Source organism: Pseudomonas folii (assembly GCF_014357575.1).
GTDB lineage: Bacteria > Pseudomonadota > Gammaproteobacteria > Pseudomonadales > Pseudomonadaceae > Aquipseudomonas > Aquipseudomonas folii.
Genome location: NZ_JACONW010000067.1, coordinates 1 through 23,021, shown reverse-complemented (window position 1 = coordinate 23,021; position 23,021 = coordinate 1). Strand labels below are relative to the sequence as shown.

Genomic DNA, 23,021 nt, shown 5'->3' with positions numbered 1-23,021 from the left:
CTATGCTCTGCTACTTATCGATGATACTGGCCTCTGGCCGCCATTCGCCGGTATCTGATTGGGTTTTTGAACATAAGATAGGATTCGTAATGGAAAACGGACAGAAAAAGCTGAAAGAGTTATTCGATGGTCGAAAAGTGTTCAAAATCCCAGATTACCAGCGGGCGTACGCTTGGGAGGATACCAGGCAGTTGCCAGATTTTATTGAGGACATTGAAAATCAGTCTTTAGAAAGAGATTATTTTCTGGGTACGATTTTATTTCAAGAACAAGGTAACAAACATCAAGGCTACGACGTAATTGACGTAGTCGATGGGCAACAACGTATAACGACGATCATAATATTTATGAAGGCGCTTCTAACTGAACTATCGACAAGGTTGACTGATGACGAATTCTTGAATCAAGGCCTAGACCTTGTGGTGGAAACCTATATATCGAGCAAAAACCGTTCAAAACTTCATGCAATCTCTCCAGATAACGATTTCTTCCAGAGCTATATAATTGGTGATGGACATGGAAAAGACTATATACAAACACCCTCACAACGACGACTTTTCAAAGCGAAAATCTTTTTTTCAACACAGTTAAAAAACAAGTCGACTGCTGAGCTGTTAGATTTCAAGTCGAAACTCGACTCGAACACCAAAGTTCTCACTTACTCTGTAAAGGACACAGCGGAGGCTACGTTAATATTCGAAACCACTAATGACCGAGGTAAAAAGTTAACAAATCTAGAGAAGATCAAAAGTTTTTTGATGTACAAGACATACCTAGCTGCAGGAGAGGATCTAGATATCCATCTATCGTCTATCCAAGATCGCTTTACTGACATATATCGAGAACTGGAAGATTTCGATGAAAAACTGTCGGAGGACGCAGCGTTATCTTATCACTGCGTAGCTTTCGAAAAGTGGACAGACAAATCTGATTACCAACAACCGGTCGAATTCATCAAGAAAAAGATCAACCCGCTAATTGCCAAGGACAAAAAAATTGAAGTACTAGATTTTATTGATCGATTTACCAAGGAGCTTAAAGAAAGCTTTAGGACGATTGGTCAGCTTATGCGATCCGATTGTAATTCGTATAGGGATTTAGTTTGCCTAGAAAGACTTGGAAATTTTTACCCATTGCTACTTAAGACCTATAAGCTTGACACAGCTGGCAAAAAGAAGAATTTTGAATCAGTTTGCAGATTTTTAGAAATATACAGCTTCAGAGTTTATTCAGTTCAGAAAACACGCTCTAACACTGGCCAAGCAACCTTGTTCACAGCTGCCAGAGATTTTGGAGGGAAGTTTATACCTTTGTTTGACAAGCTATCTTCGCTTATAAAATCAAATAGCCCTGACAAGATATTCAAGGAGCACCTCCAATATACAAATTTTTACGATTTTATGAATCCAAAAGATATTGGCTACCTGTTCTGGAAGTACGAAAACCACTTAAGACAGTCCGAGCAGCCTATATGCTCCAACATGTCCGAGGCGGAATTTCGCAACTCTTCAAAGCGCACAACTTTAACTGTGGAGCATATTGCCTCGCAGAACCCTAAAGAGATCGGGATCGTAAAACTGGAATCTATTATTCCAGAAATAGATGACCAGTTTTTAGAGGACCACATTCATCGACTCGGCAATCTCACTTTCGATCCCGCATCTGCAAATGCATCGAAGGGAAATAGTAGTATCAATGTTAAAACCTCTAAATATTTTATGCTTGCTCCATATAAAACTCAGAATGAACTAGACTCTTTTGTGGTTGACGGGCACTGGGGTGTTCGGTCGATTGATCGTAGAGAGAAAAAGATTGTTAAGTTCTGCATGCAAAACTGGCATCCAGAATATGTTGACTACCAATGAGGTTACGCAATTACTTCACTGAAGTCGTTTTGAAATAACGACACGGAAGGCCAGTACTGTTAGGAACCCTCCGAACAAGTCTGTTGTTCGCTCGAAGAGCCTGCTTGAGCTCATACAATTACAGGGAGCTCAGCAGCTCAAAATGACTTGTTCGGAGGATCCTAGGTCTTCCTTTTGATCGATAGCTATGACCAGCTAAGTAGTTAATGGCTGCTTCAGGTCGTATTCAGTCGATCAATGACACCCAGTATGCTGCTCAAGTCGAATGCAAATCGACGTTCAAGTCCGCGCAATTACCCATCAAGAGACAGGACAAGCTCTCTCGTATCTGAATCGGTTCGCAATCGAGTAGCCGCAGCCTGATCGCGCTCCTGCTGCCTAAGCTGATAGACCTCATAGAAGCACGCGACAACCTCCTCCCTGGTCAAATCAGGCAGCGTCGTCCGGCGTTTGAGGGTGTTCAATATTTTGCGTGCGCAAAGCTGAGCAGCTTCTCGCTCATATGAACGAAAAACCAAATCGCGGAAAGCCCACATGCTGATCCAGCCGCTTGATAATGCCCATAGCATCAAACGCTGGTAGGTCGGCCAAGCCATACGTGTGTGGCCGCTCAAATACCGTCGCAGAATCCGGCCGTCCGCGTCTTTGAATCCGTAAATCCCCAGCTCCGTCAGCAGCCGCTCAAGGGCCACCCGCGACATCCCCGACTTGCGCAAAATGGCTGAGAACAGGTACTCAAGCAGATCCACGGGGACGCGGACAACAAAGTTTCTCCGGCCCGTTTCCTCATGACGTTTCAGTTCACGAAAAACAAGCTGGAAAGCTTCATCCGGGTCGACATCTGCATCGGGAATGTGTGGTTGCATGGAACCATTCTTTGGCTAATTCGCGCATCTGTCAAAAAGGTGTCCTAGTGAATCTGCAGTCGCATGGCGAAAGCTGGAGGCATTCCATAGCAGCCGAGCGACAGTCACGATGAGCATCGATTACGAAACCATTCAAAAGATTCAGAAGCTAGCAGATGACGTACTGATTGGCGTAGCCGAGGTCGCTGCATTGACAGGCTTCAGCGCTCTGACAGTGCGTCAGCGCAAACTGCCGGGGCTTGAGCCCGTTCCCGGCCTGTCACGCTTGCGATGGCGGCTAGGTGATCTCAGACAGTGGATGCGTACCGGGGCAATCACATCGGCTCCTCTCCTCAAGCAAGCCTCGACTGAAGGACCACATAAAGTCGGGCGCCCTACCAAGAAGGCTCAGGTGGAGGCTCGGAAATGAGTGAGCTGGAATTATCGGTTGATGCAGCCATCGGGCAGGAACCACAGGATCAACTGAAATCCAACACCTATTGGTTTCACATTTTCCAGGCCATGGTGGATCACGAACTCGCAAAGCTAGGACCGTATGCATTCGCGGTTTACTGCGTAATCAAATCCCACTGCGATCTCAGAACGGGACTGTCGATTCCTTCAATCCCAACCATTGCTCGCAAAGCTGGGATCAGTCCACGCCAGGCTATGCGCGAGATCAAAACGCTTGAAGCCCGAGGCTACATCAGCAGGACGCGACCCCGTAAACATAACGAATACAAGCTCACGGAAAAAATCGTAATTAGCGACTCGCAAGGAAGACCCAGAGGCCAAGCACAGTGGGAGTACCGCCCAGCCCAGATCAAAAGCACGGTTGAGGAGCTGAAACGTATGCTCTTCAACAGGGAGGCAGTCGGCCAAGGTATTCACATCGAAAACCTACAGATCATCGAGAACCAGACCAACATTGGCTTCCAGATCAGCCAAGCTGACTTGGACCATTTGGCCGAGAGCAATCCGGACATCTACACCAAGCTGCTGTCTATCCGGAACTCGATCCGGGAGCGCAAGGCGACCAAAACATGAGTTATACACAGGACAGCCAGTCACGTGACAAGGTGGCATGCATGACCTCAACTCAGGTGACTGAGTGGCATGTATAACCGGATTTCACGTGACACATAGTCACCCATACAATACGAGAAAAAACCATATCAGCCGGTACGCCATTGCTGCTCTTAACTCGCCAGGATCTAGGAGTCCGGCAGGCCACGATAACGATCAGAAGGAATTCTCAAAAATGATCGAGTCATCAGATGCTCATAGACTGGAAATCGCCCAGGACGTCTTGGGTTGCTTGATAGCGCTCCGTTCCGAGTCGATTTTCTACGAGCGTAAGAAAGCCCAACCGAATGTTGAAATCATCAGCCAGTGGAAAGCAGAGCGGAACACCCTCTTCGACCTGACCCGCAGTTTGAACTGTAACGACCGGGATACCATCGAGAATGTCATCGCGACCTATGGCCCCTCAGCCAGAGCTCTGTTTGATCAGGAAGGTAGTCTAAGCAGCTAGCCCTGCGTACCGGCTACCCAACGTGCGTATCAGTTAAGGCGTTCCACTTTTACTGACAGGCGTTCAGCCACCCTGAGATGCTGCACTCAATCTGAATCGGGCGGCGTGGAGCGTCTGGCAGGTTTTGACTCGGGAATGAGCTCAGGTATCAGCTTGAGCTCTCCCGCATAGACCATGAGGGTTCCGCACCTGGTAACCGGCTTACCACCGTTCATCGCGTCTACAGATTTCCGTCGCAGTGCGAGCGACCACATTTTCTTAAGCCAGCTTTCACTCATAGCGTTTACTCCAGATATGGATGACGTATCCAGATTTGCCTACCGAATGCCTCCCTCAGCATCACCAGATCTACCTTTCCCTGTGCTCCCAGATGTCGATCTCTTCTTTACCCGAGTGATCCAGGCACAGTCTCCAACGGCAACTGCGCGCACTTCACAATACCGACACCATCACAGCCAACGCCGTGCTTTGTACAGCGTCGTGTTGCGGTGTTTTCTGAAAATTACCGGGCTCACTTCGCAAAATATTTTGATGGTCAATTTTGTTAGGCCGATGGCGTCTGATTCTTGTGTTTATCGAGTCATTGGACGATTCCTCTGCCCCCTCCCCAAGGATGCTTTTATTGATCAAGGACTAAGAAATCCAGCACCTACGTGCAGACAACTTTTCTGACCAAAATCGTCCACAACGGCTGCAACCATTTGGTGGATAAGAACTGGGACAGGGTAGGGTTTGTACTACCGCCATGAATGGCGTACGTACAACCGGCAACGCGGCAGTCGTTTCACTTCTTTGCTTTGCCTACCGTCCCTGCTCAGGGCAAGCCCCGAGACCCCACTGCGGCCAATGGCCGGAAAGTTGTGGTAGAACGCGCTGCCGTCGATGGCTCACAACTCGGTAGAGATGCCTGACAGCGCAAGAACCTCATGCTCTGCAAGCCCTTGCCTCCGCTGCGTCAATCCGAGGGGCGAAATGAGCGCCTCATGCTCGACGATTTGCTGTTCAAGCAACCGCCCTAAAAGCAGCAGCTCTCCCTGTGCTTCAAGTGCGCGAAGCTGCTCGGGAGAATTAAACGCCCAACGGTCAAGAATCTGCCAGCCGCAGGCATGATACGAAGTCGATCGGCGGACAGAATCGATGGTCGTAGCCGCCAGGACGCCGGACGCGATTCTCAATGGCGTGTGGTTAATCAGCATGGGCAGATTCCCTTTGTTTTAGGCAATTGATCATTCGTGTGTTCTGCGCAATGGAAGAGGCTCTGAAGCCGCCTTTGCGTCTTAGCTCTCGAATGTGAGCGAGCGAAAAACCGAGAGTGGATAGGACGGCAACATCGTCAGAGGCCAGTGCTTGATTGGCCAAACGCATAGTGGCGTTGGCTTGCTTCAGTTGAGCGATATCTACCTGCCAAACACTGCCTGCAGTTACGTCCGTCATCGGGCTACTCCGAATGGATAAGTGAATGCTCCATCAACCTGTTAAGTGCTGAAAATTGCATGCAGCCGTGCCTCCGTATTGTTCACGTCCGTCGTTCTAAGCGCGAGGCTGAACGTCGGAATAGCCAAATCGCTGGTCAACAGCTCCAAACGATGGTTGCTCTTGCCAACTGGAAGGATGCGCCAGGACCGTATCTCATCCAAACGGAAGAGATGTCCGTCCTGACCTACGGGATACGCCAGCAACCTTTTCGATTCCAGGTCGACACCAACGTAGGCGTCATTGATCTTCGCGAACACCTCGACCTGAGGACAGAACCCTTCAGCCTGATAACCAGCGACCATTTTTCTCAGCTTATCGGCATAGCTCTGGTTGACTCGCGAGAACACCCATACGCCCCCGATGAAGTAGAGAACCAAGATCCAAAACAGCCAACGAATTGCAGGGTCTTCGCCACTGGCCAAACCCAGAAAGAATGGCAGGTTGAAGCCAGAAAAAACCACCACGACTAGCAAAAGCGCACCCACCGGAAAACACCCGACGGCCCATGCCACGCGAAACAACTCCCAGACCAGTCTCATGCACCCTCCGGAACCAAACCAATACAGACAAAATAACTGAAAATCAGATATCCCAAAAGCAGATATAGCGTGATCAGCCCAACCTTGCCCGGACACGGCTATGACAAAGGCTATTTATCGACGTGAGCGCGTGATCTTTCTGCAGGTGCTAAAGCGCATGCGCGTTGAATCAGGGATGACCCAGGCCCAGTGCTCAGCCGCGCTGGGAAGGCCGCAGTCGTTCATGAGTGATGTAGAGAGGGGAGTGAGGCGCTTGGATACTATTCAACTTCGAGATCTCTGTATCATCCTAAACACATCACTTGTTAACTTATCTGTGAAATATGAAGCTGCTCTTGAAGACGAAAAATATCTATAAGAACTTCTATCGTGAGGACATCCCTCAGACTGCGATTAGTTCTAACTTCCATTTTTCGGATAAAGTGCTGAGTGAACCAAGGCAAATGCTTTGATCACTCAGCAGAGATATGCCGGCGCCTAAATCAAAATTCGACCGCCATCCAAAAGAACATTATTTCGGTGGCTTAAAAGCCGCCAGAATTGTGTCTGCATCAACAGTATGCAGCTGCAAATCTGAAATCACTTGCTCGATTTGATCATGCTTGGCCTTCCTAGCAGTTTTCTCCTCCCTGTCGGCCTTCATCAAAGACGAAACAAATTCCGCTTCTACAGCAGCAATAGGATAAGGAATCATCAAATTCTCGATTGCATCCCACTTTACCCTAGTTCTATTAGCACCAGTAGCAACTAGAAGTATCTCAGACAGAACTACCGGGGAGCGAAGAATTGCCCACAGCATCCGCGGCTCAAATCCCGCTTTCGACGTCAAAACTGTGTATTCAGAGGATACAACACATCCACCTAATTCCTCAGGCACAACAGAAATGCTGCCATAACTCGCGGCGATATTGGAGATTACGATATCACCAGCGGCTACCCTATAAAGCCGCGCGTGCTGGGTTTCAGCAGGGAAAATCTGGCTTCCCGCTTCCGACGACCCATCATACCTAACAATAAGAGGAGTTTCAGTCTCGGCATGCGAAGCGCAGTCGAGCACATCTTCTGTGTCAAACCTTTTTGGCTCAACAGCCTCACTCAAAGGAATAATATTTAAACCAGACTTGACCCACGTACTAATGTTACTTCCTGGCTCCATGAAGCAATGCTTTACGTCAAGTCGATCTGCTACCTTAGAGCTATCAACAGAGTAAATACTCTTTTTGCCAGACAAAAAGTCTTCATAGGCAATCAGTACGTCAGTTATCTCCTGTTTCGCGAGATCCCTATTTTTTGCATCTATAGGCAATGTTCTTGCCCTCGCAGGATCATCTATACCAACGTAAATGCATGGGTACATGAAAACATTAGGCTGCTTTTCGCTCTCGCTAGTTTTTTTGGTTAGTACCAAATATGAAGTTTTGACACGCGCCATGGATCTTTGAAAGGCATCGCCAGGCAATGAAACAACGGCATTTATAAGAAACTCCTGTCGAAGCCAAGTTCGAAACCAAGCGTAATCTTTACCACTCAAAATACCATCATCTATAACAGTTATCAGACGGCCACCTTTTTTAAGCAGATCGCAGTATCTTTCCATAAACATTAAATTAGATCGAAGCTCGCTACGCGCTTTTCCACCATCAAAACTGCGAAGGACATACTGTCCTAAAATTCGCGATGCCGTAGACTCTTCATCTTTGCTCTTTGCCTTTGCAAGAGAGTATTTTTTGGCAAACGGCGGATTAGTAATTACGACGTCGAAGAAGCCGCCCACTCGATTCCCAATATCACGCATCTGGGATTTCTCTTCCGCAAGCTCGGGTTTATCTGCCCTATTATCCGGTATATTTTTATCTAAAGCATCGACGTTATAGATGCTACTCCCACCATCTCCGTGGAGGTACATATTAAGACGGCCAATACGTGACAAATTTGGATCGCGACCAATATCCGCGCCATAAATATGCTCATTAGCAATTTTATGCCGCAGACCCTCTTTAGCCACCTCTGAAATAGCAGAGTTTTTATTTGTTTTTTCCCACATATCCGCTAAGACATCGATTAAAAAACCGCCTGTCCCACAGCAGCCATCATATACGCGATCAGTTAAATCAGGAGTAGTTGGATTGACTTTTAATCGCGCTAATCCGACTCCTAGCTTTACAATACTCCTAGGCGTAAAGTACTGACCTAGATCCTTTCCTCGCATGGTAGCGCTCAGAAAGGTCTCGAAGAGTCTCCCATTTAGGTCAGCGTCTATTCCAAATAGAAACAGCCCCTCCAACTTTTCAACAACACCACTTATTGTCTCAGGAGAAAGGTTGATTTGATCAGTGGGCTCAAATATCCGCTTTTTCTTTTTGGTCGCAATTTCGTGTTCCATCTCCTTGATGAAATCGGAAAACCAAATAGTGCTTAGTGGATTTGGGGTATGCTTTTGTTGTTCCGATAGTAAAGCTTTCGAAAACCGAACCTCGCTCAGTGGGACATGAAAAACATCTGAATCCTGGGCCCCCTTGTAGTTATCCCTAACATGCCTGTCGGACAAAAGCTTCAACGCAATTATCTTTACAAACTCCATAAAAGCCGCGCCCTGGCTAATATTGTCAGTTTTATATATATATTGATGACACCAAGCAAAGGCCTCATTGACATCTTTAAGCGGAGCCTTTCTGAGCTCTAGCATTGGCACTAACGAAGCTTTAAACTCTGTCTTACTTAAGCTATCAATACCAATGAGCGAAATTATTTTCTTATAAACGCTGCTGCTGTTTTGAAAATCACCAAAACGAACCTCTACGATAGGTTCATTATAGTCCGCCTTGTACAACCTCGTTAAATGACCGTTAGATAGCAGATAGAACTGAACTGGCTTTCTATCGATATGCTCACCATTGAGCGTAGCGCAATAGTCTCTGGCCTGCAGGACATGACTATCAAGATTTTCCGTTGGGGCTTTTGCCTCCACAATCATCCTAATATACTTACCTATTTTAATCGCAAAATCAGGACGATACATCACGGCTCGACGGGAAGCCATGGTCTTGACAGACAGTTCCTGTAACGACTTCTTTGGCTTTATATGTTTATGCTCAAACCCTAAATCTTGCAAAAAAGGAAGAATCAAGAAAGCCTCAACATCAGCTTCATTATTTAAGTTACTTACAGAACAATATTTATTATTCACGATATTGATTCACAAATTTATGACAAAGTAGATATTGGACAGGCCCTGTAGATTTTTCAGCTTTCTGAAAAAATTCTGGATGCCTATATAAAGTTGATCTTAATGTCGAGGAGGCGACCTCAAATTTCAGAACCTCAGAACATCTGACACGTAGTTCCTCAAGGCTCTTACTAGGGACGCAAGCAAACTCTTCAATAGGCCAGAGGGTCTCGATAATCACATCAGCGATTGACCGTTGTCCTTTTCGACCTTTTACAACTGTTGGCGGGAGTTTCATGCAACTCACCCTAAGCGCGAGTAAAGATACGATGATAGCATCATTCCAAGGAATGTCGAAAAATCTTGAAATGCTCTATCTCAAACCGCTCATACGCCACAATTTTGCCACACTCACTCCGCTAACCAGCGGTGAAAACCCGCTAACCCCAGCTAACACAACTCATTGATTTTCCAGCTAATCCCCGCTAACGTATTGATTCTAAACGTCGACTTTTAGGACTCCGAAGGCAGGGGTCGTGGGTTCGAATCCCGCCTGGGCACCATATTTGATTTCAGAGCTGGATTAGCAGCCTGAGATTACCCAAAGCCCGCCTTGTGCGGACTTTGTTGTTTTTGCTGGAAAGTTTCGCTGAGGCTTGTGCGGAAATCGCACCAATCAGCAATCCCCTTGACTCGTACTACCGATCAGTGTCCCGCGGCCAGTGCAATATCTCTGACCGTTCAGCGGTTGATGTACAGGCTGTTCATCTTCATGCCGCCGCGCATTTTCTTGACGCCCGGCTCCATGTCGGCCGGGCATACGCCTTGAAAGCTGCCATTGACGATGGTGCGTTGCGTCTCGGTTTTTCCGTTCAATTCGAACGAAGTGTCGGCCGTCAATATGTACGATTTCGTCAGATCGCCATTGAACGAGGCGGCCAGCTTCGCATCTGGGCAGCTGGATATAAAGCTGTAGCCGTCGCCGTTTCCGCTTTTTGACTCGATCTTGCATTCCTGTTCGAAGTTGGCCCACAAGTCGTCGTCAATCAGACGGTCCTTTGCCTGGTCGACGCAAATTTCCCAGGAAAACGGCGAGGTGGCCGGTGTCACTTTCCACAAGCCTGAGGCGCGTTGCATACGCTGGGATGATTCATCGGCCGCTACCGGCAATGCAACCGCAAGCGCTATGACTGGAATCGAAAACAGTATCGCGGCGTACTTCATTACGTATCCCTTCTGTAAAACAATAAATTTAACACTGAAACGGAAGCGCGCTGCGCCATCCGTAGATGGCATGCGCTGTTCAAGGCTCTCTAATACTTCACTCGATAATCGACCTTTGGCTGAACTCGGTCAGCATCCAGCCGGATATTGCAAACCGGGCAAGCAAACCTGAAACCTCCAGTTACCGAGTGTTTATTGACCCTCTTAAGGGTAATCGGCACCCTGCGCGCCCCGACGTTAAGGACAGTCTCGGTCGCGTTATGAGAGAGGACGATCTGAAAAAAGATCCATTCGAGGAGCCATGGTATGCCCAGTATTTTGGTGGCGGCAGCTCATGGGGAGGACGGGTAAGACCTGCTCAGCCTCCGGAGCCGGTCTATATCGAAAAAGACTACTGGCCCGCGCCTAAACCCCGCACAGACTTGATCTTCGCCAAGTCGTGTACCGGTGCAAACTGGTGCCAGACCGAAGCAGGCACCAGCACAGAACCCGCGTCCAACTTCGGAGCCGTGATGGTAGCCGGGGCCATGGCCATACCAGTTGCCAACGCCGCTGTTGCAACAAAGGTTGGGGCAGAGCTGGCGCTGGGCAGGGTGGCTGGCGGCGGGATCATGCAACAGGGTCTGACCTGGGCAATCCGCGGCGCGAGCCTGCCCGCCAGTGTGTTCATCCTCGGCATGCTCCCGACCAAGATGGGCGATGGCACCCTGTACACCGACGAACAACTGCGCAATATGACTCGCGCGCCCAGCCGCGTGCGCTTCCAGTTTCGGAAGGATGCAGAAGGCGTTTTGCAGGTTTACGGCATTCACACTGGACCGACGGGCGATGATTCAGTCCGCACGGTGCAAGCAGCCTGGAACGCCGAACAGACCGCACTGGAAGCCAAGCTCAACGGCATCACGATTCTCTGGACACCCAAGCGCGGCCCGCTGGGCGAAATGCCGCCCCTGATCTACCCCGACAACAGCGGCGAACAACTGGGCACCATCCTCGTCCACCCGATCCCGGAAAACACCGACAGCCAGATCGAAGGCTTCCCCGGCGAAGACATCACCACCGACGACTGCATCGTGGTGTTCCCGGCGGATACTGGGCTGAAGTCGATGTATGTGGTGTTTGCTCGGGGAGTGGGTGGGGACATCAAATACCACAAACCGCCTTTGGATCTGCCTGGATTCCCGGGCACCTTCCCTGTTAAATCCAAGAGCAGCGTGCAGGGTGGTGGAGGTACTCGGAGAAGGTGGAATGATCGGAAAGGCCGTATATATGAGTGGGATAGCAAAACAGGCGCTATCGAACTGTACGATAAGCAAGGCAAACACCTTGGCGAGTACAACCACAAGACGGGCAAACAAATTGATCCGGCGAAGCCCGGAAGAACTACGCCAAAGTAGGATTGGAGATCAAAATGTTCTTATGGATTAGCGGTTTTCTCAAAGGCGATGCGGACGACAACACGTTGAAATTTGACCTTAACGTCAAACCTCAGCATGAAGCTGCTGTATTGGAGGTACTGGGCTGGAAGAGTCTGGAGGAAAGTCCTGATGGAGAGTGGTTGCTCACCAGCGAGCAAGTGGAGCGAATAGCAACGGCGGTCGACGAACCACTGCCGACCGACCTCGATATGTTCATTGGCGTAACTGCTGGGTCCGCCTAGGTGAGATATTAAAAGGGTAACTGCCGTGTATTTATGGATCTCCGGATTTTTGAAAGATGATACCGAGGACGACTCCTTGAAATTCGACATCACCGTGAAGCCGGAAGATGAAAACGCTGTATTGAAGGTTCTTGGATGGGAAAGCCTGGAAAAGAGCGCTGATGGTGATTGGTTGTTATCTACGGACCAGCTTCAGCAAATAGCCCGAGAGATCAACGAGCCTTTACCCAAAGAACTGGATATTTTCATCGGCGTGCGTGTTTAGCGAGGCAAGCACGTAAATACAGAATCCTCCTACACCCTCCGTCCACTTCACATCCTTGTTGCTCCCGCTCCACGACCCTAGGATGCTGACAAAACTCGCAGGGTAGAACCATGAAATACATCATCGAAGCTTTCGACAAAAAAACCGAGTTTCTGGCTTTTAAAGTCAATCTGCCGGACGGATACGATTCCCAGCTTGCGCAGATTATGGAGTGGACCCTACCTCCGCGTGGCGGTGAAGGCTACAACATGACCATGGATCAGATACCAGCTATTGAAGTTATAGCCGGTAGGCCGTTTTACGACATTACTTATTGTGGTCGGTTGGCAATCGCATCATGACCGTGCTTGTTAGATATAAAAATGTTTGCTTTTTGAAACTGCTTTCGATTAGCAAATAAGCATCATCTGTACTCAGAAGAACGTGGGCTTGTCCTTGGTATTGTTCGTTTTTGAAATCAATAACGTCTTCTGTCATTATCTTGTCAAATCTTAGCATGCCCGTGTAAAAGGAAAGTGCCACGGCCGAGCCAGCAAGTAAATAACTATAATCCCGCATTAGCGATCTTCTGAGGGTTACTCTTTTCTTATCTAGTATTCGTTGAATCTGCGTTGTAGGGCGAATTAGTATCCCGCATTTCAGTATTGCAGCTAAAGTTATACCGCTTGCCCACATCCATGTCATCTTGCCAACAGTAGAGTAGTCAAATTTCAAGTACGAAAAATTTAACATAAAGCTAAAGATAATAAAGAAAAATGTCCAATAAATGAGCTTCTCCACCATATTGGTTTCTCTGTGCATTCTTCTCGCAGGTTTTTTTAGCCATCCCGGGAACTTTTTACTTGCCGAAAATGTTAAAGCTGCAAGGGGGGCAAGCACAGAGTAGTAGAGCTGCGATATAGCGAAGGAGAAAACTTTCGTGACCATGTAACAGAACGTTAGGTAGAACGTAAAGGTGGCAATAAAGTTTGTCAGAAACTTAAGCGATGCGATGGATACAATCTCGAAGGGTACCTCCATGAGAAATCCAATATAATGGACTGTGCCTAGTGAAAAAAATGCCAATAAGGCCTTGATCGCCGAGGCGATGGTAGTTTTGTCTTTTGGTAGTTTTGCCTGGGTTAGAATCTGTTTTAGCAAAGCGACATCTCGTTGATCAGCAGAGGGGGGCGGAAACTCCGACAGGTTAGTCCGCGGGCGTGGCGGGTAGCAAGGACGTTCGCCGGCGTCAGCAGATCCCACTTAACTGTTAAGCTCGAGCGCATCTGACGTTGCGAAAGGGATGATGTGAATGCAGTACCAGCGAGCGGAAGAGCTAGAAAGAGAGTTCAATATCCTGATTGGGTTGATGGCGGAGATGATCACAGCCCAGGCAAAACAACACGATCCGACAGTGAATAATCCAGCGTGGATGTTCAGTCAGCATGACTTAGCCAAGAAACTATTTCGGCACATGTGTTCGGCGCGCTCATTGCTGGAGCCCTCGCCATTTCGGAGTCAGACAGTTCCCCCGGGCAGTTTTATCGACCACTCGTCGATGGCGGTCCTGACTCGCTCTGCACTTGAAAACTACTTGGTAATGACGTGGCTTCTCAGCGGCGGTAATGAGTCTTTGCGAGAGTTCCGGCATAACGTGTGGGAGTATTGCGGCTGGAAAAAACGGAGCAAGATGGCCGCGACTACGGATGATGCTCGGGTAGCTCGGCAGAGAGCGGTAGCAGATGCTGCAGCACTATGGCCGGTTATTCAGAACTCGCCCCACTTCCAAAGCTATGCAGAGCCTCAGCAAGTTCGCCTTCGCAAAGGTAGTTGGGACGTAGGTTGGCATTGGAACGATTTAGCGGTAGATGCAGGATTACATAAGACCTATTTCACGTCGTACTACCCATTCCTTAGCGGCCATGTGCACAGCGATTTCATCGGAACGCTTCAGAGTGGCCAAGCGATCTCTTTAAGAGATCAGTACATGCTGGGATCAGCCAATCTACAGGTGATTCTGATGTTGATCGGCCATTTCGCGCATCACTATGCGAGCTTGTTTCCACCGGCTAAACACGTGCTACTCAACGCAGGTGCCACACGCGAGATTGCGGAAAAGTGGCATATTCGCGCGGAAGATATGGATTTTCTCTACCAGCCAGATGAGTCGCCCTTATTTTCTTAGACACACTGACCGACTGCTTTTGGCCGATTCTGTTGAAAAAGTCGGGTGTGGTTTTCACAGCAGAAAAGTACTCGCCTGAGCTTGAAATCTAGAATCGGCGCAGAGGTATTCAGACTCAGATTTCACGTGGCAGCGGATAAAAAAGACGCTTTCACCGATCAGTCTGCTCGCAGTTTGGGAAAACCGACTTTTTCAACAGAATCGGCCGATTGCGGTCCATGGCTAACGGTTAGTCTCCAAAGCAAGCTAGACCCCCCGCTCGCGCTCCATTCACGCCGTATATGAATTCTTTAAACCAAAGTTTTCAGATGGGGGAATGCCTTCGACCAGTGAAGAATTCTAAAACTCTTACGCAGACCTTCGATCCAGAACGGGTCTGTATGAATCAAACGAGTCACTGTTTCTTTGCTTTCCGCCTCGACCAGCCACAATCCCCCTAAAGGATCTGAGGACGGATGCTCTCGGAGTGATCCACCTACTAAAATCAAATCTTTGTGCTGCTCTAACCACTGGATATGGTCGATGAGAGTTTTTTTCCGAATCTCCGATGCCTCAGGTTTATCCTCAAAAAATACGGCAAACAACATCTCATCTCCTTTTGAAATTAGTAGCGCCCTTGGCACATCACCCACTAGCAGAATAGTCGAATTGCCTGCGCAAACGCACTCCACCTCCAAACTGATTTACGGAATTCCCCTACACCCTCCGTCCGCTTCACATCCTTGTCACTCCCACTCCACAACCCTAGAGTCCACGCCGTCGCTGCAAACGTAACGACCGGGCTTGGCCGCTCGACTAAACTCCAGGCGCACAGGCGCTCACCATTCGATCTCAGGCATGTTGTCCGTCTGCGATATCGAGTTATGGCAGCTGTGCGTGGGACACCTTCGGGTGTGCCGGGTGCCTGGAGTTCCGGTCGGCCAACCCGCGTACAGTTGCCACCCTGATTTGCTTGGCCGCAAACGGTGGCAGCTTCCAACTCCAGGAGCAGTCAATGAAGCAACCGCATACCTCAAGCACAACCCTCGGCACCACCACCTTCTCCACCTGCGGGCCATCCCGTCAGCCGCTGTTCCGCATCAATCCCGACATCCCCATCGAATACGCACTGGAGCACGCTTCCAGCTTATTGGCGTGTATCCATGAATTGAGCCTCGACGTCGCGATGGGCGATGCGGGCAAGCAGAGTGTCTGGGCGGTTCATCATTTGAGTGATATGGCGAAGGCGATTCTGGATGATGCCTTGTCAGCGGGTACAGCAAACAATCAGGTGAGCTGAACGGCCCTTGGCAGATGCCTTCTCACACTTTATTCCGCTCGGCCATCTCAAGTGCGTCGCCCACTTCGATGCCGAGGTACCACACGGCGCTCTGCGCCTTGGTGTGGCAAGGAGACAATTAAATAGACCACTGTTGCCGCTTTCGCCTGAGGCCGGCCGAAAGAACGTATAGCTAGTCAGTGCGAGTAATGGGTAGCATTGGCAACGATGCTATTTAATGGAAACGCACATAATGATATCCGGCACCACTTCCTCTCACTGGACGCTAAGCGCTGAAGAGCGATCGGCTATTGCCGAGATCGAGGCAACGACCAATATTCTTAAGCTGGTGACGCGGCTGACCAAAATGCGGTTCGCGGGCATTGCGAAATTCACCGACTCAGAGTGGATTACCTGCTCCGTATATGACCCTGGCGATTTGGGTATAGAAGCAGGCATAGCACTGGCACTGGAAACAACGCTGTGTAGCGAATTTTGCAGTAATCCTGAAGCGCTGTTCATCCCGCAAATCAGCAAAAATGACAGATATTCTGCACGATGGGTGGTGAAACACTATTCGCTGGAGAGTTACGCAGGCGTGCCCATATTCCTGCCTGACGGAACACTCTATGGAGCCCTCTGCGTCCTTGACTCCCAAGCCGTGGCTTTTGAAGATCCAGACCTGCGTGAAGCATTGGCACTTTTCGCCAGATTGATCGGCTGCATCTTCTTCACGAACATGACTTCTGAGGAACATGCTTTTTGTCTAGAGGATCGGAGTTGATCTGCGGCTACATTCGGAATGCTTTGCTTGAAGCCTTGGAGCGAAAGACAGCGCCGGGTCAATAGCGGTCTGTAACAGGTCAGAACCCGTCTGGTGCATCCTGTAAAAGAAAAGGCTCAGGCAAACACCTAAGCTTTTCCTGTCTCTACCCCTCCAGCTTGCCCTCGCTCACACCCACGCAAACCACCCCATCAAAAATCACACGTCCCCCCGCATACAACACACGCCCGTCATCGGGTGAGTGCAGCGAGCCTTGGGCGCCGTCAGGCTCGGATCAGCCGTATTCGTAGTGCGAGCGGTGGGTTGGTCAGGTGCCTGGGCCCCGGTTTCATAGTGGGGCGACCAAGCCGATTCGCTAGCTTTCATCGTCCGGGGTGTAGAACCATTTACCGCCCAGTTAGAATTTTTTCAGCCTCGGCATGATCGCGATAGCATCGCTTTTTTGTTAGACAAAGAAGTAGTTCTGGTTCCAGTTGGTGCTTTCGATGCCTTTGGCCAGCTGTTTACTGGGTGTTGTAGCTGGCGTAGCGCAACCGGGCTTTGCCGTACTCGCCGCCAATCCCGTATTGATGTTGGCGTTACCAGCACTGTTGTGGGGGCCGTATCGCGGATCACTTATCCCGCGCACCACTTCAAGGCTGTCGATATTCAGCGGGAAAATCATGTCCATGTACGGCATGTTGCCGTCGTCGCTGTTACTGCGAGTGCGTTCGATCAACAGCTTCGCGGCGTTTTCTTCGCCCTCGCTATTGAAACCACGGAAGGAGATTTTCCCGACGTTCAATCCGCTGGGCTGAACAGCCATTGGCTAATGCCTCGGGCCGTTTTTCCCAGTCATGAATTACGCGCTGCGAAGCTCCACGGTCAGGTGTGTCACTTCGTGCACCGACACCAGGCGCGCGCGGATCATATCGGCGGTTACGGATGCGTTGCCGACCACGCTGACAATGGCGGCACGGGCTTCGGGGCCGACCTGCCAGACGTGCAGGTCGGTAATTTTTGTATCACCTGACTGCTCGATTATGTCGCGGATTTCCTGGGCGACATGTTCGTCTGTGCGGTCGAGCAGAACACCTGAAGTGGTGCGTATCAGCGACCAGGACCAGCGGGCGATAACCAGTGCGCCGACGATGCCCATGACAGGGTCAAGCCAGACCCATCCTAGGTAGCGGCCAGCGAGCAATGCAGCGATAGCGAGGACGGAGGTCAGTGCGTCGGCGAGCACATGCACGTAGGCCGAGCGCAGGTTGTTGTCCTGACCGTGTGCGTGGTGGGTATGGTCATGGTCATGCCCGTGGTCGTGGTCGTGTCCATGGTGGTGATTGTGGCCGCCGGACAGCAGCAGTGCGCTGACGATATTGACGATCAGGCCGACAACGGCAATCCACGTGGCCGTGCCGAACGCGACTTGGGTGGGCTCGAAAAGACGCACCACTGACTCGACGCCGATGCCGATGGCAACCAGGCCCAGTATCAACGCAGAGGCGAAGCCGCCCAGGTCGCCCACTTTGCCGGTACCAAAGCTGTATTGGGCGCTGGCGGCGTGGCGTTTGGCGTAGCTGTAGGCAGCGGCGGCGATACCTAGGGCCCCGGCGTGAGTCGCCATATGGAAACCGTCCGCCAGCAAGGCCATGGAGCCAGTGATGTAACCGGCAGCGATTTCGGCAACCATCATGACAACCGTCAGCGCTACTACCCACAGGGTGCGCTTGGCGTTCTCATCATGGAATGAGCCCAAAAATACGTGATCGTGGGCGTAGTCCGCGTGCAAATTGCTCATGTCGGTGCGCTCCTATTTGGTGTAACGACGGATGGCTTCGATCAATTCATCAACGCCTTCGGCTCGCTCTTCATCACTCAGACCCGGCTTGGCGACGTGCTCTCGGGCGTGGGCTTCGATGATTTCGTCCATCAGGCCGTTGATAGCCCCCCGCGTTGCCGCCACCAGATGCAGGGTTTTGGCGCAGTCGTCTTCGGCCTCAAGCGCCCGCTCCACCGCCTGGATTTGTCCAGCGATGCGTTTTACCCGCTTGAGCAAGTCGTCTTTGCCAGATTTGATGTGCGACATACCATACCCCCCCTACCTATATACATCACGCATGCTCCGTGATGTCGATCAGGAACGCAACCAGCAGATGAAACTCCCGCGCATTTTTGTTCTGATGGCCGCAACCATGATCACTCCGGACGACACATGCGCATCGAACCCCTGCCGCCGCTGCAAACCCTGATCGCTTTCGAGGCGGCGGTGCGCCATGGCAGTTTTACCCGTGCCGCGACTGAGCTGCATCTGACCCAGAGCGCGATCAGCCGGCAGGTGCAGCAGCTTGAGGAGTTTCTGGGGCGGGCGTTGTTTCGGCGTGAGCACAAGCGCATTCATTTAACGGTGGCCGGGCAGGTGTATGCCGAGCAGGTGCATCGGGTGCTTGCTCAGTGTGCCGAGGCGACAGCGCAGGTCATGACCCACAGCGGCGAACAGGAACTGACGCTGGCGTGTTCCAGTGGCGTCGCCGCGTTGTGGCTGGGACCGTTGATGGGACGTTATGCCGATGAGTTTCCCAATGTGGACGTGCGCCTACGGGTGGTGGACGGGCTGGATTCGCTGGTGCGTGCGGAGTTTGATCTGGCGGTGTATTTCCTGCGGTCAGGGTCGCCGCCGGGGCTGGACAGTCGGCTGTTGTTTGCAGAGTCGGTGGGGGCGTATTGCTCGCCGGGCTATCTGCAAGGCCAGGTGCTCAAACCGCAAGCGTTGTTCGAGCATCGTCTGTTGATGCTTGAGGATGGTCAGCGCCAGTGGCTGTCCTGGACAGACTGGTTTGCGCGACAGGGTATCGATGCTTCGGCGATTCCTAAACGCCTGACGGTTAATAACTATCCGGTGATGGTGGACCTTGCCATCGAAGGTCGCGGCATTGTGTTGGGTTGGAAGCCGATGATTGACGGGCATCTGAAATCCGGTGCGCTGGTGCCTGCTTGTGACGTCCATGTGGGTGAGATCGGTGGTTATTATTTGCTCAATCCGTCGGGGCAGTTTCCGAGTCGTGCGGCGCGGTCTTTTGAGCAGTGGTTGGCGCTGCAGAATGCCGAGGCTGAGTAAGACCTTCTGTTGGAGCGAGCGGGCGGCGTGTCTGAAATACCGCCATCGCGGCCTCGCGGTGCTCGTGCGCTCCTACAGGTTCTATGTTTGCTGCGCGACAGCGTGGTGTCAGGGGCGCCGAGCGATATCCTAAAGATCCACGCCCTCCTGCATGCACCCAGCGCATGCATATCTTCCCAATGAGCGTTTTCCCGCATTCAATTTCGCGAGTTATTCTCGGGCCTACAAGGGCACAAGACCCTGACGATGTTTCACCCGATTGCTTCTCTGCCCCACTCGTGCGCGGGACCACTCCCTGCGTAATTTGCATGCAGGAGTTCAACGTGAACGCTATAAAAAACACGCCAACCCACAACCAGAAAGCACGCAAAGCCGTCATCGCGACAGTGATCGGCAACGGTCTTGAATGGTTCGACTTCACGGTCTACAGCTTCTTCTCGGTCATTATCGCCAAGGTTTTTTTCCCCACCGACAGCGAACTCACCTCTTATCTACTGGCATTGGCGACTTTCGGCGTAGGCTTTTTCATGCGTCCGGTCGGCGGCATTGTGTTGGGCGTTTACGGTGACAAGCACGGGCGTAAAGCCGCACTGTCACTGACCATTCTGTTGATGGCGCTGGGTACGCTGATCATTGCGATCACCCCGAGTTATGCACAGTTCGGCATGATTGCGCCGGTGTTGATTGTGCTCGCACGGCTGCTGCAAGGTTTCTCTGCGGGCGGTGAAATGGGCAGCGCGACGGCGTTTCTGACCGAGCACGCGCCAGACGGCAAGAAGGCTTTTTACTCCAGCTGGATTCAGGCCAGTATCGGCGTCGCCGTGCTGCTGGGTTCCACACTGGGCGCCATCCTCTCGAACTACCTGACTCAAGCGCAGCTGGAAAGCTGGGGCTGGCGGATCCCGTTCATCATCGGCACGCTCATCGGTCCGGTCGGTTTCTACATCCGTAGCCGCATCGACGAGACGCCGGTTTACAAAGAATCCAAAACCACTGAGTCGCCACTGCGCGAAGTCTTCCGTACCTACCCACGGGAAACCCTGATTAGCTTCTCGCTGGTTGTGCTGTGGACGGTCTGCACCTACGCGATTCTGTTCTACATCCCGTCCTATTCGACTCGGGTTCTGGGCCTGCCAAGTGGCATAGGCTTCAGCGCCGGGATGATGGGCGGCGCGGTGTTGATCGTGGCGACGCCCATTGTCGGCATGCTCGCTGACAAAACCGGTCGCAGGCCTTGGCTACTGGGTTCGGCGGCAGCGATTTTCGTCGCGGCTTATCCGATGTTCCTGTTCATCAACCAGATGCCGGGGCTGGCCTCGCTGCTGATTTTTGAAGTGGTGATGGGCCTGCTGATCGCCGGTTATATCGGTTCGATTCTGGCCGCGTTCAGCGAACTGCTGCCGACTCACGTGCTGTCCACCGGCCTGTCCGTGGCTTACAACTTTGCAGTCACGATCTTCGGCGGTTTCGCCACCTTCACCATTACCTGGCTGATCGCCAACACCGGCAGCAATGTCGCGCCGGCCTTTTACATCATGTTCGCGGCAGTGGTCAGCGGTTGCGGCGCGTTTCTGTATCGCGACCGCAAGACCACCGCCAATGCCACCTTCAAAGGAGCCGCTCTGCAATGAGTACTCAAAACACTGCACGCCTGATCCTGCGCAACGGCCAGTTGCTTGACCTGAATAAAGGCGAGTTGCTGGGCGGTCTGGAAGTTGTGATCGAGGGTGGACGCATCAGTGCTGTTCGCCCGCAAAGTGACGCTGTCGAAGCCGACGCCCAGGTCATCGATCTGAACGGCCGCACGCTGATGCCCGGCCTGATCGACTGCCACGTTCACGTGCTGGCCTCCAACGCCAACCTCGGCATGAACGCGCTGCAACCCAACGCGATCATCATGTACCGCGCCTTGCCGATTCTTGAAGCGATGCTTAATCGCGGCTTCACTACCGTGCGTGATGCGGGTGGTGCAGACTGGGCGCTGGCTCGCTCAATCGCGCTGGGCCTCGTGCCGGGGCCGCGTATTTTTGCAGCGGGCAAAGCGCTGTCGCAAACCGGTGGTCATGGAGACATGCGCGCTCGCGGCGAGCTGCTGCTGAGCGAGCCGTGTTCGTGCTGCTTCCGCGCTGGCGCTATCGCCCGCGTCGTGGACGGTGTTGATAACGTGCGCCTGGCTGTACGTGAAGAACTGCAACAAGGCGCCAACCAGATCAAGATCATGGCCTCGGGCGGCGTGTCGTCACCGACAGACCCCATTGCCAACACGCAGTACAGCGAAGCGGAAATCCGCGCCATCGTCGATGAAGCAGAAGCCGCCAACACTTACGTAATGGCTCACGCTTACACCGCCCGGGCGATTCGTCGCGCTATCGAATGCGGCGTGCGCACCATTGAGCACGGCAATCTGGTCGACGCCGACACAGCGAAACTCATGGCCGAGAAAGGCGCGTTCGCCGTGCCGACGCAGGTCACCTACGAGATGCTGGCCAAACATGGCGCCGAAGCAGGTCTGCCGCCTGATTCCGTGGCCAAGATTGAAGACGTGCGACTGGCCGGTCGCAACGCGCTGAAGCTGTTCGCAGAAGCGGGAGTGGAAATGGGCTACGGCTCGGACCTGCTGGGCGACATGCATCAATACCAAAGCCATGAGCTGCAGATCCGCGCTGAAGTGCTGGGCAACCTCGCCGCCCTGCGCAGCGCCACCACCGTCGCAGCCAAAATCCTGCAACGCGAAGGCCAGTTGGGCTGCATCGCCGAAGGCGCCATCGCCGACCTGCTGGTGGTCGACGGCAACCCGCTGGAATCCATCGAGTGCCTGGTGGGCCAAGGGGAAAACCTGGCGATGATCATTCAGGAAGGCAGCATCAAGAAGAACACGCTGGTGTAAATGCTGAAGTGCTTCAGAGCCCGCCTTGTGCGGGCTTTGTTGTTTTTGGGAGCCCGAAGTCCACAAACCCCGGACCTGTAGGAGCGCACGAGCAACGCGAGGCCGCGATAGCGGTGGGTCTGACACTCCGCCATCGCTGGCCTCGTAACCTCGGTGAGCTCCTACAGAATTTGGGGCCAACTCACAAAATGCATGTTGATTGCTGGAGCGCCCCGTCGTCCAGACACTTCGCTGTAGCGCAGCAAACCCCAGACCTG

The 23,021-nt window shown here is 51.7% G+C and carries 23 protein-coding genes and 1 pseudogene; 14 read left to right on the top strand and 10 right to left on the bottom strand.

The genetic code is table 11. From position 1 onward, the window contains the following. Positions 1 to 89: 89 nt before the first annotated feature. A complete protein-coding gene (locus tag H8S59_RS15035) occupies positions 90 to 1,865 on the top strand; it encodes a DUF262 domain-containing protein (RefSeq protein WP_187521918.1) in 1,776 nt (591 codons plus the stop codon). A 293-nt stretch (positions 1,866 to 2,158) separates the two neighbouring features. Here the strand turns inward: H8S59_RS15035 and H8S59_RS15030 are convergent, their stop codons facing one another. Beyond that, the gene (locus H8S59_RS15030) at positions 2,159 to 2,731 is read right to left on the bottom strand and encodes a hypothetical protein (RefSeq protein WP_187521917.1); all 573 of its coding nucleotides are present in this window, start codon (positions 2,729 to 2,731) and stop codon (positions 2,159 to 2,161) included. Positions 2,732 to 3,136: 405 nt separating this feature from the next. Between H8S59_RS15030 and H8S59_RS15025 the strand changes: the two genes are divergently transcribed. Together H8S59_RS15025 and H8S59_RS15020 are read left to right on the top strand one after the other, a co-directional pair. Further along, positions 3,137 to 3,757: a helix-turn-helix domain-containing protein gene (locus H8S59_RS15025; protein WP_187521916.1), complete on the top strand. Its 621-nt coding sequence runs from the start codon at positions 3,137 to 3,139 to the stop codon at positions 3,755 to 3,757. Between the two features lie 214 nt (positions 3,758 to 3,971). Further along, positions 3,972 to 4,244, top strand: coding sequence for a hypothetical protein (locus H8S59_RS15020; RefSeq protein WP_122364611.1), 273 nt, complete (start codon positions 3,972 to 3,974; stop codon positions 4,242 to 4,244). An 887-nt stretch (positions 4,245 to 5,131) separates the two neighbouring features. Here H8S59_RS15020 and H8S59_RS15015 read toward each other — a convergent pair. After that, a complete protein-coding gene (locus H8S59_RS15015; RefSeq protein ID WP_095014225.1) occupies positions 5,132 to 5,440 on the bottom strand; it encodes a hypothetical protein in 309 nt (102 codons plus the stop codon). Between the two features lie 279 nt (positions 5,441 to 5,719). After that, a complete protein-coding gene (locus H8S59_RS15010) occupies positions 5,720 to 6,259 on the bottom strand; it encodes a hypothetical protein (protein ID WP_187521915.1) in 540 nt (179 codons plus the stop codon). A 100-nt stretch (positions 6,260 to 6,359) separates the two neighbouring features. Between H8S59_RS15010 and H8S59_RS15005 the strand changes: the two genes are divergently transcribed. Then, positions 6,360 to 6,617 (top strand): helix-turn-helix domain-containing protein, encoded by a 258-nt coding sequence (locus H8S59_RS15005; protein ID WP_187521914.1) that lies wholly within the window; start codon positions 6,360 to 6,362, stop codon positions 6,615 to 6,617. A 153-nt stretch (positions 6,618 to 6,770) separates the two neighbouring features. Here the strand turns inward: H8S59_RS15005 and H8S59_RS26990 are convergent, their stop codons facing one another. Together H8S59_RS26990 and H8S59_RS14995 are read right to left on the bottom strand one after the other, a co-directional pair. Next, positions 6,771 to 9,446, bottom strand: a complete 2,676-nt coding sequence (locus tag H8S59_RS26990) for an N-6 DNA methylase (protein WP_187521913.1) — start codon at positions 9,444 to 9,446, stop codon at positions 6,771 to 6,773. A gap of 720 nt (positions 9,447 to 10,166) precedes the next feature. Further along, positions 10,167 to 10,721, bottom strand: coding sequence for a hypothetical protein (locus tag H8S59_RS14995; protein WP_246475316.1), 555 nt, complete (start codon positions 10,719 to 10,721; stop codon positions 10,167 to 10,169). 188 nt (positions 10,722 to 10,909) lie between these two features. Between H8S59_RS14995 and H8S59_RS14990 the strand changes: the two genes are divergently transcribed. The 4 genes from H8S59_RS14990 (at position 10,910) to H8S59_RS14975 (ending at position 12,915) form a co-directional block, all read left to right on the top strand. After that, entirely contained in the window at positions 10,910 to 12,046 is a 1,137-nt protein-coding gene (locus H8S59_RS14990) for an S-type pyocin domain-containing protein (protein WP_187521912.1), read from the top strand. 14 nt (positions 12,047 to 12,060) lie between these two features. Then, positions 12,061 to 12,309, top strand: coding sequence for a pyocin S6 family toxin immunity protein (locus tag H8S59_RS14985; RefSeq protein ID WP_187521911.1), 249 nt, complete (start codon positions 12,061 to 12,063; stop codon positions 12,307 to 12,309). A 25-nt stretch (positions 12,310 to 12,334) separates the two neighbouring features. Continuing rightward, on the top strand, positions 12,335 to 12,574 hold the full coding sequence (locus tag H8S59_RS14980) for a pyocin S6 family toxin immunity protein (RefSeq protein WP_187521910.1): 240 nt from the start codon (positions 12,335 to 12,337) through the stop codon (positions 12,572 to 12,574). Positions 12,575 to 12,684: 110 nt separating this feature from the next. Further along, positions 12,685 to 12,915, top strand: a complete 231-nt coding sequence (locus H8S59_RS14975) for a DUF7683 domain-containing protein (RefSeq protein WP_187521909.1) — start codon at positions 12,685 to 12,687, stop codon at positions 12,913 to 12,915. Here the strand turns inward: H8S59_RS14975 and H8S59_RS14970 are convergent. After that, positions 12,881 to 13,714, bottom strand: coding sequence for a hypothetical protein (locus H8S59_RS14970; protein ID WP_187521908.1), 834 nt, complete (start codon positions 13,712 to 13,714; stop codon positions 12,881 to 12,883). The genes H8S59_RS14975 and H8S59_RS14970 overlap by 35 nt on opposite strands. A 151-nt stretch (positions 13,715 to 13,865) precedes the next feature. Here H8S59_RS14970 and H8S59_RS14965 point away from each other — a divergent pair, with 151 nt between their 5' ends. Further along, entirely contained in the window at positions 13,866 to 14,738 is an 873-nt protein-coding gene (locus tag H8S59_RS14965; protein ID WP_187521907.1) for a DUF5677 domain-containing protein, read from the top strand. Between the two features lie 290 nt (positions 14,739 to 15,028). On the opposite strand, the gene H8S59_RS14960 is transcribed toward H8S59_RS14965, so the two are convergent. After that, the gene (locus H8S59_RS14960) at positions 15,029 to 15,325 is read right to left on the bottom strand and encodes a YciI family protein (protein ID WP_187521906.1); all 297 of its coding nucleotides are present in this window, start codon (positions 15,323 to 15,325) and stop codon (positions 15,029 to 15,031) included. Between the two features lie 407 nt (positions 15,326 to 15,732). On the opposite strand from H8S59_RS14960, the gene H8S59_RS14955 reads away from it, so the two are divergent. Further along, positions 15,733 to 16,017 (top strand): DUF6124 family protein, encoded by a 285-nt coding sequence (locus H8S59_RS14955; RefSeq protein ID WP_187521905.1) that lies wholly within the window; start codon positions 15,733 to 15,735, stop codon positions 16,015 to 16,017. Positions 16,018 to 16,249: 232 nt separating this feature from the next. Continuing rightward, positions 16,250 to 16,780 (top strand): GAF domain-containing protein, encoded by a 531-nt coding sequence (locus H8S59_RS14950; RefSeq protein ID WP_187521922.1) that lies wholly within the window; start codon positions 16,250 to 16,252, stop codon positions 16,778 to 16,780. Positions 16,781 to 17,138: 358 nt separating this feature from the next. Here H8S59_RS14950 and H8S59_RS14945 read toward each other — a convergent pair. From H8S59_RS14945 to H8S59_RS14935, 3 genes and pseudogenes are all read right to left on the bottom strand, one after another. Beyond that, positions 17,139 to 17,567: pseudogene (locus H8S59_RS14945) on the bottom strand (TonB-dependent receptor plug domain-containing protein); the annotation flags it as partial. A 54-nt stretch (positions 17,568 to 17,621) separates the two neighbouring features. Beyond that, positions 17,622 to 18,560, bottom strand: coding sequence for a CDF family Co(II)/Ni(II) efflux transporter DmeF (gene dmeF / locus H8S59_RS14940; RefSeq protein WP_187521904.1), 939 nt, complete (start codon positions 18,558 to 18,560; stop codon positions 17,622 to 17,624). A gap of 12 nt (positions 18,561 to 18,572) precedes the next feature. Further along, positions 18,573 to 18,848: a metal/formaldehyde-sensitive transcriptional repressor gene (locus H8S59_RS14935; RefSeq protein WP_187521903.1), complete on the bottom strand. Its 276-nt coding sequence runs from the start codon at positions 18,846 to 18,848 to the stop codon at positions 18,573 to 18,575. 126 nt (positions 18,849 to 18,974) lie between these two features. Here H8S59_RS14935 and H8S59_RS14930 point away from each other — a divergent pair, with 126 nt between their 5' ends. The 3 genes from H8S59_RS14930 (at position 18,975) to H8S59_RS14920 (ending at position 22,764) form a co-directional block, all read left to right on the top strand. After that, the gene (locus H8S59_RS14930) at positions 18,975 to 19,877 is read left to right on the top strand and encodes a LysR substrate-binding domain-containing protein (RefSeq protein WP_187521902.1); all 903 of its coding nucleotides are present in this window, start codon (positions 18,975 to 18,977) and stop codon (positions 19,875 to 19,877) included. 323 nt (positions 19,878 to 20,200) lie between these two features. Next, positions 20,201 to 21,508, top strand: coding sequence for an MFS transporter (locus H8S59_RS14925; protein ID WP_425504581.1), 1,308 nt, complete (start codon positions 20,201 to 20,203; stop codon positions 21,506 to 21,508). After that, positions 21,505 to 22,764 carry a metal-dependent hydrolase family protein gene (locus tag H8S59_RS14920; protein ID WP_187521900.1) on the top strand — a complete coding sequence of 420 codons (1,260 nt, stop codon included), beginning with the start codon at positions 21,505 to 21,507 and terminating at the stop codon, positions 22,762 to 22,764. The genes H8S59_RS14925 and H8S59_RS14920 overlap by 4 nt, the downstream gene beginning before the upstream one ends. Positions 22,765 to 23,021: the final 257 nt, after the last annotated feature.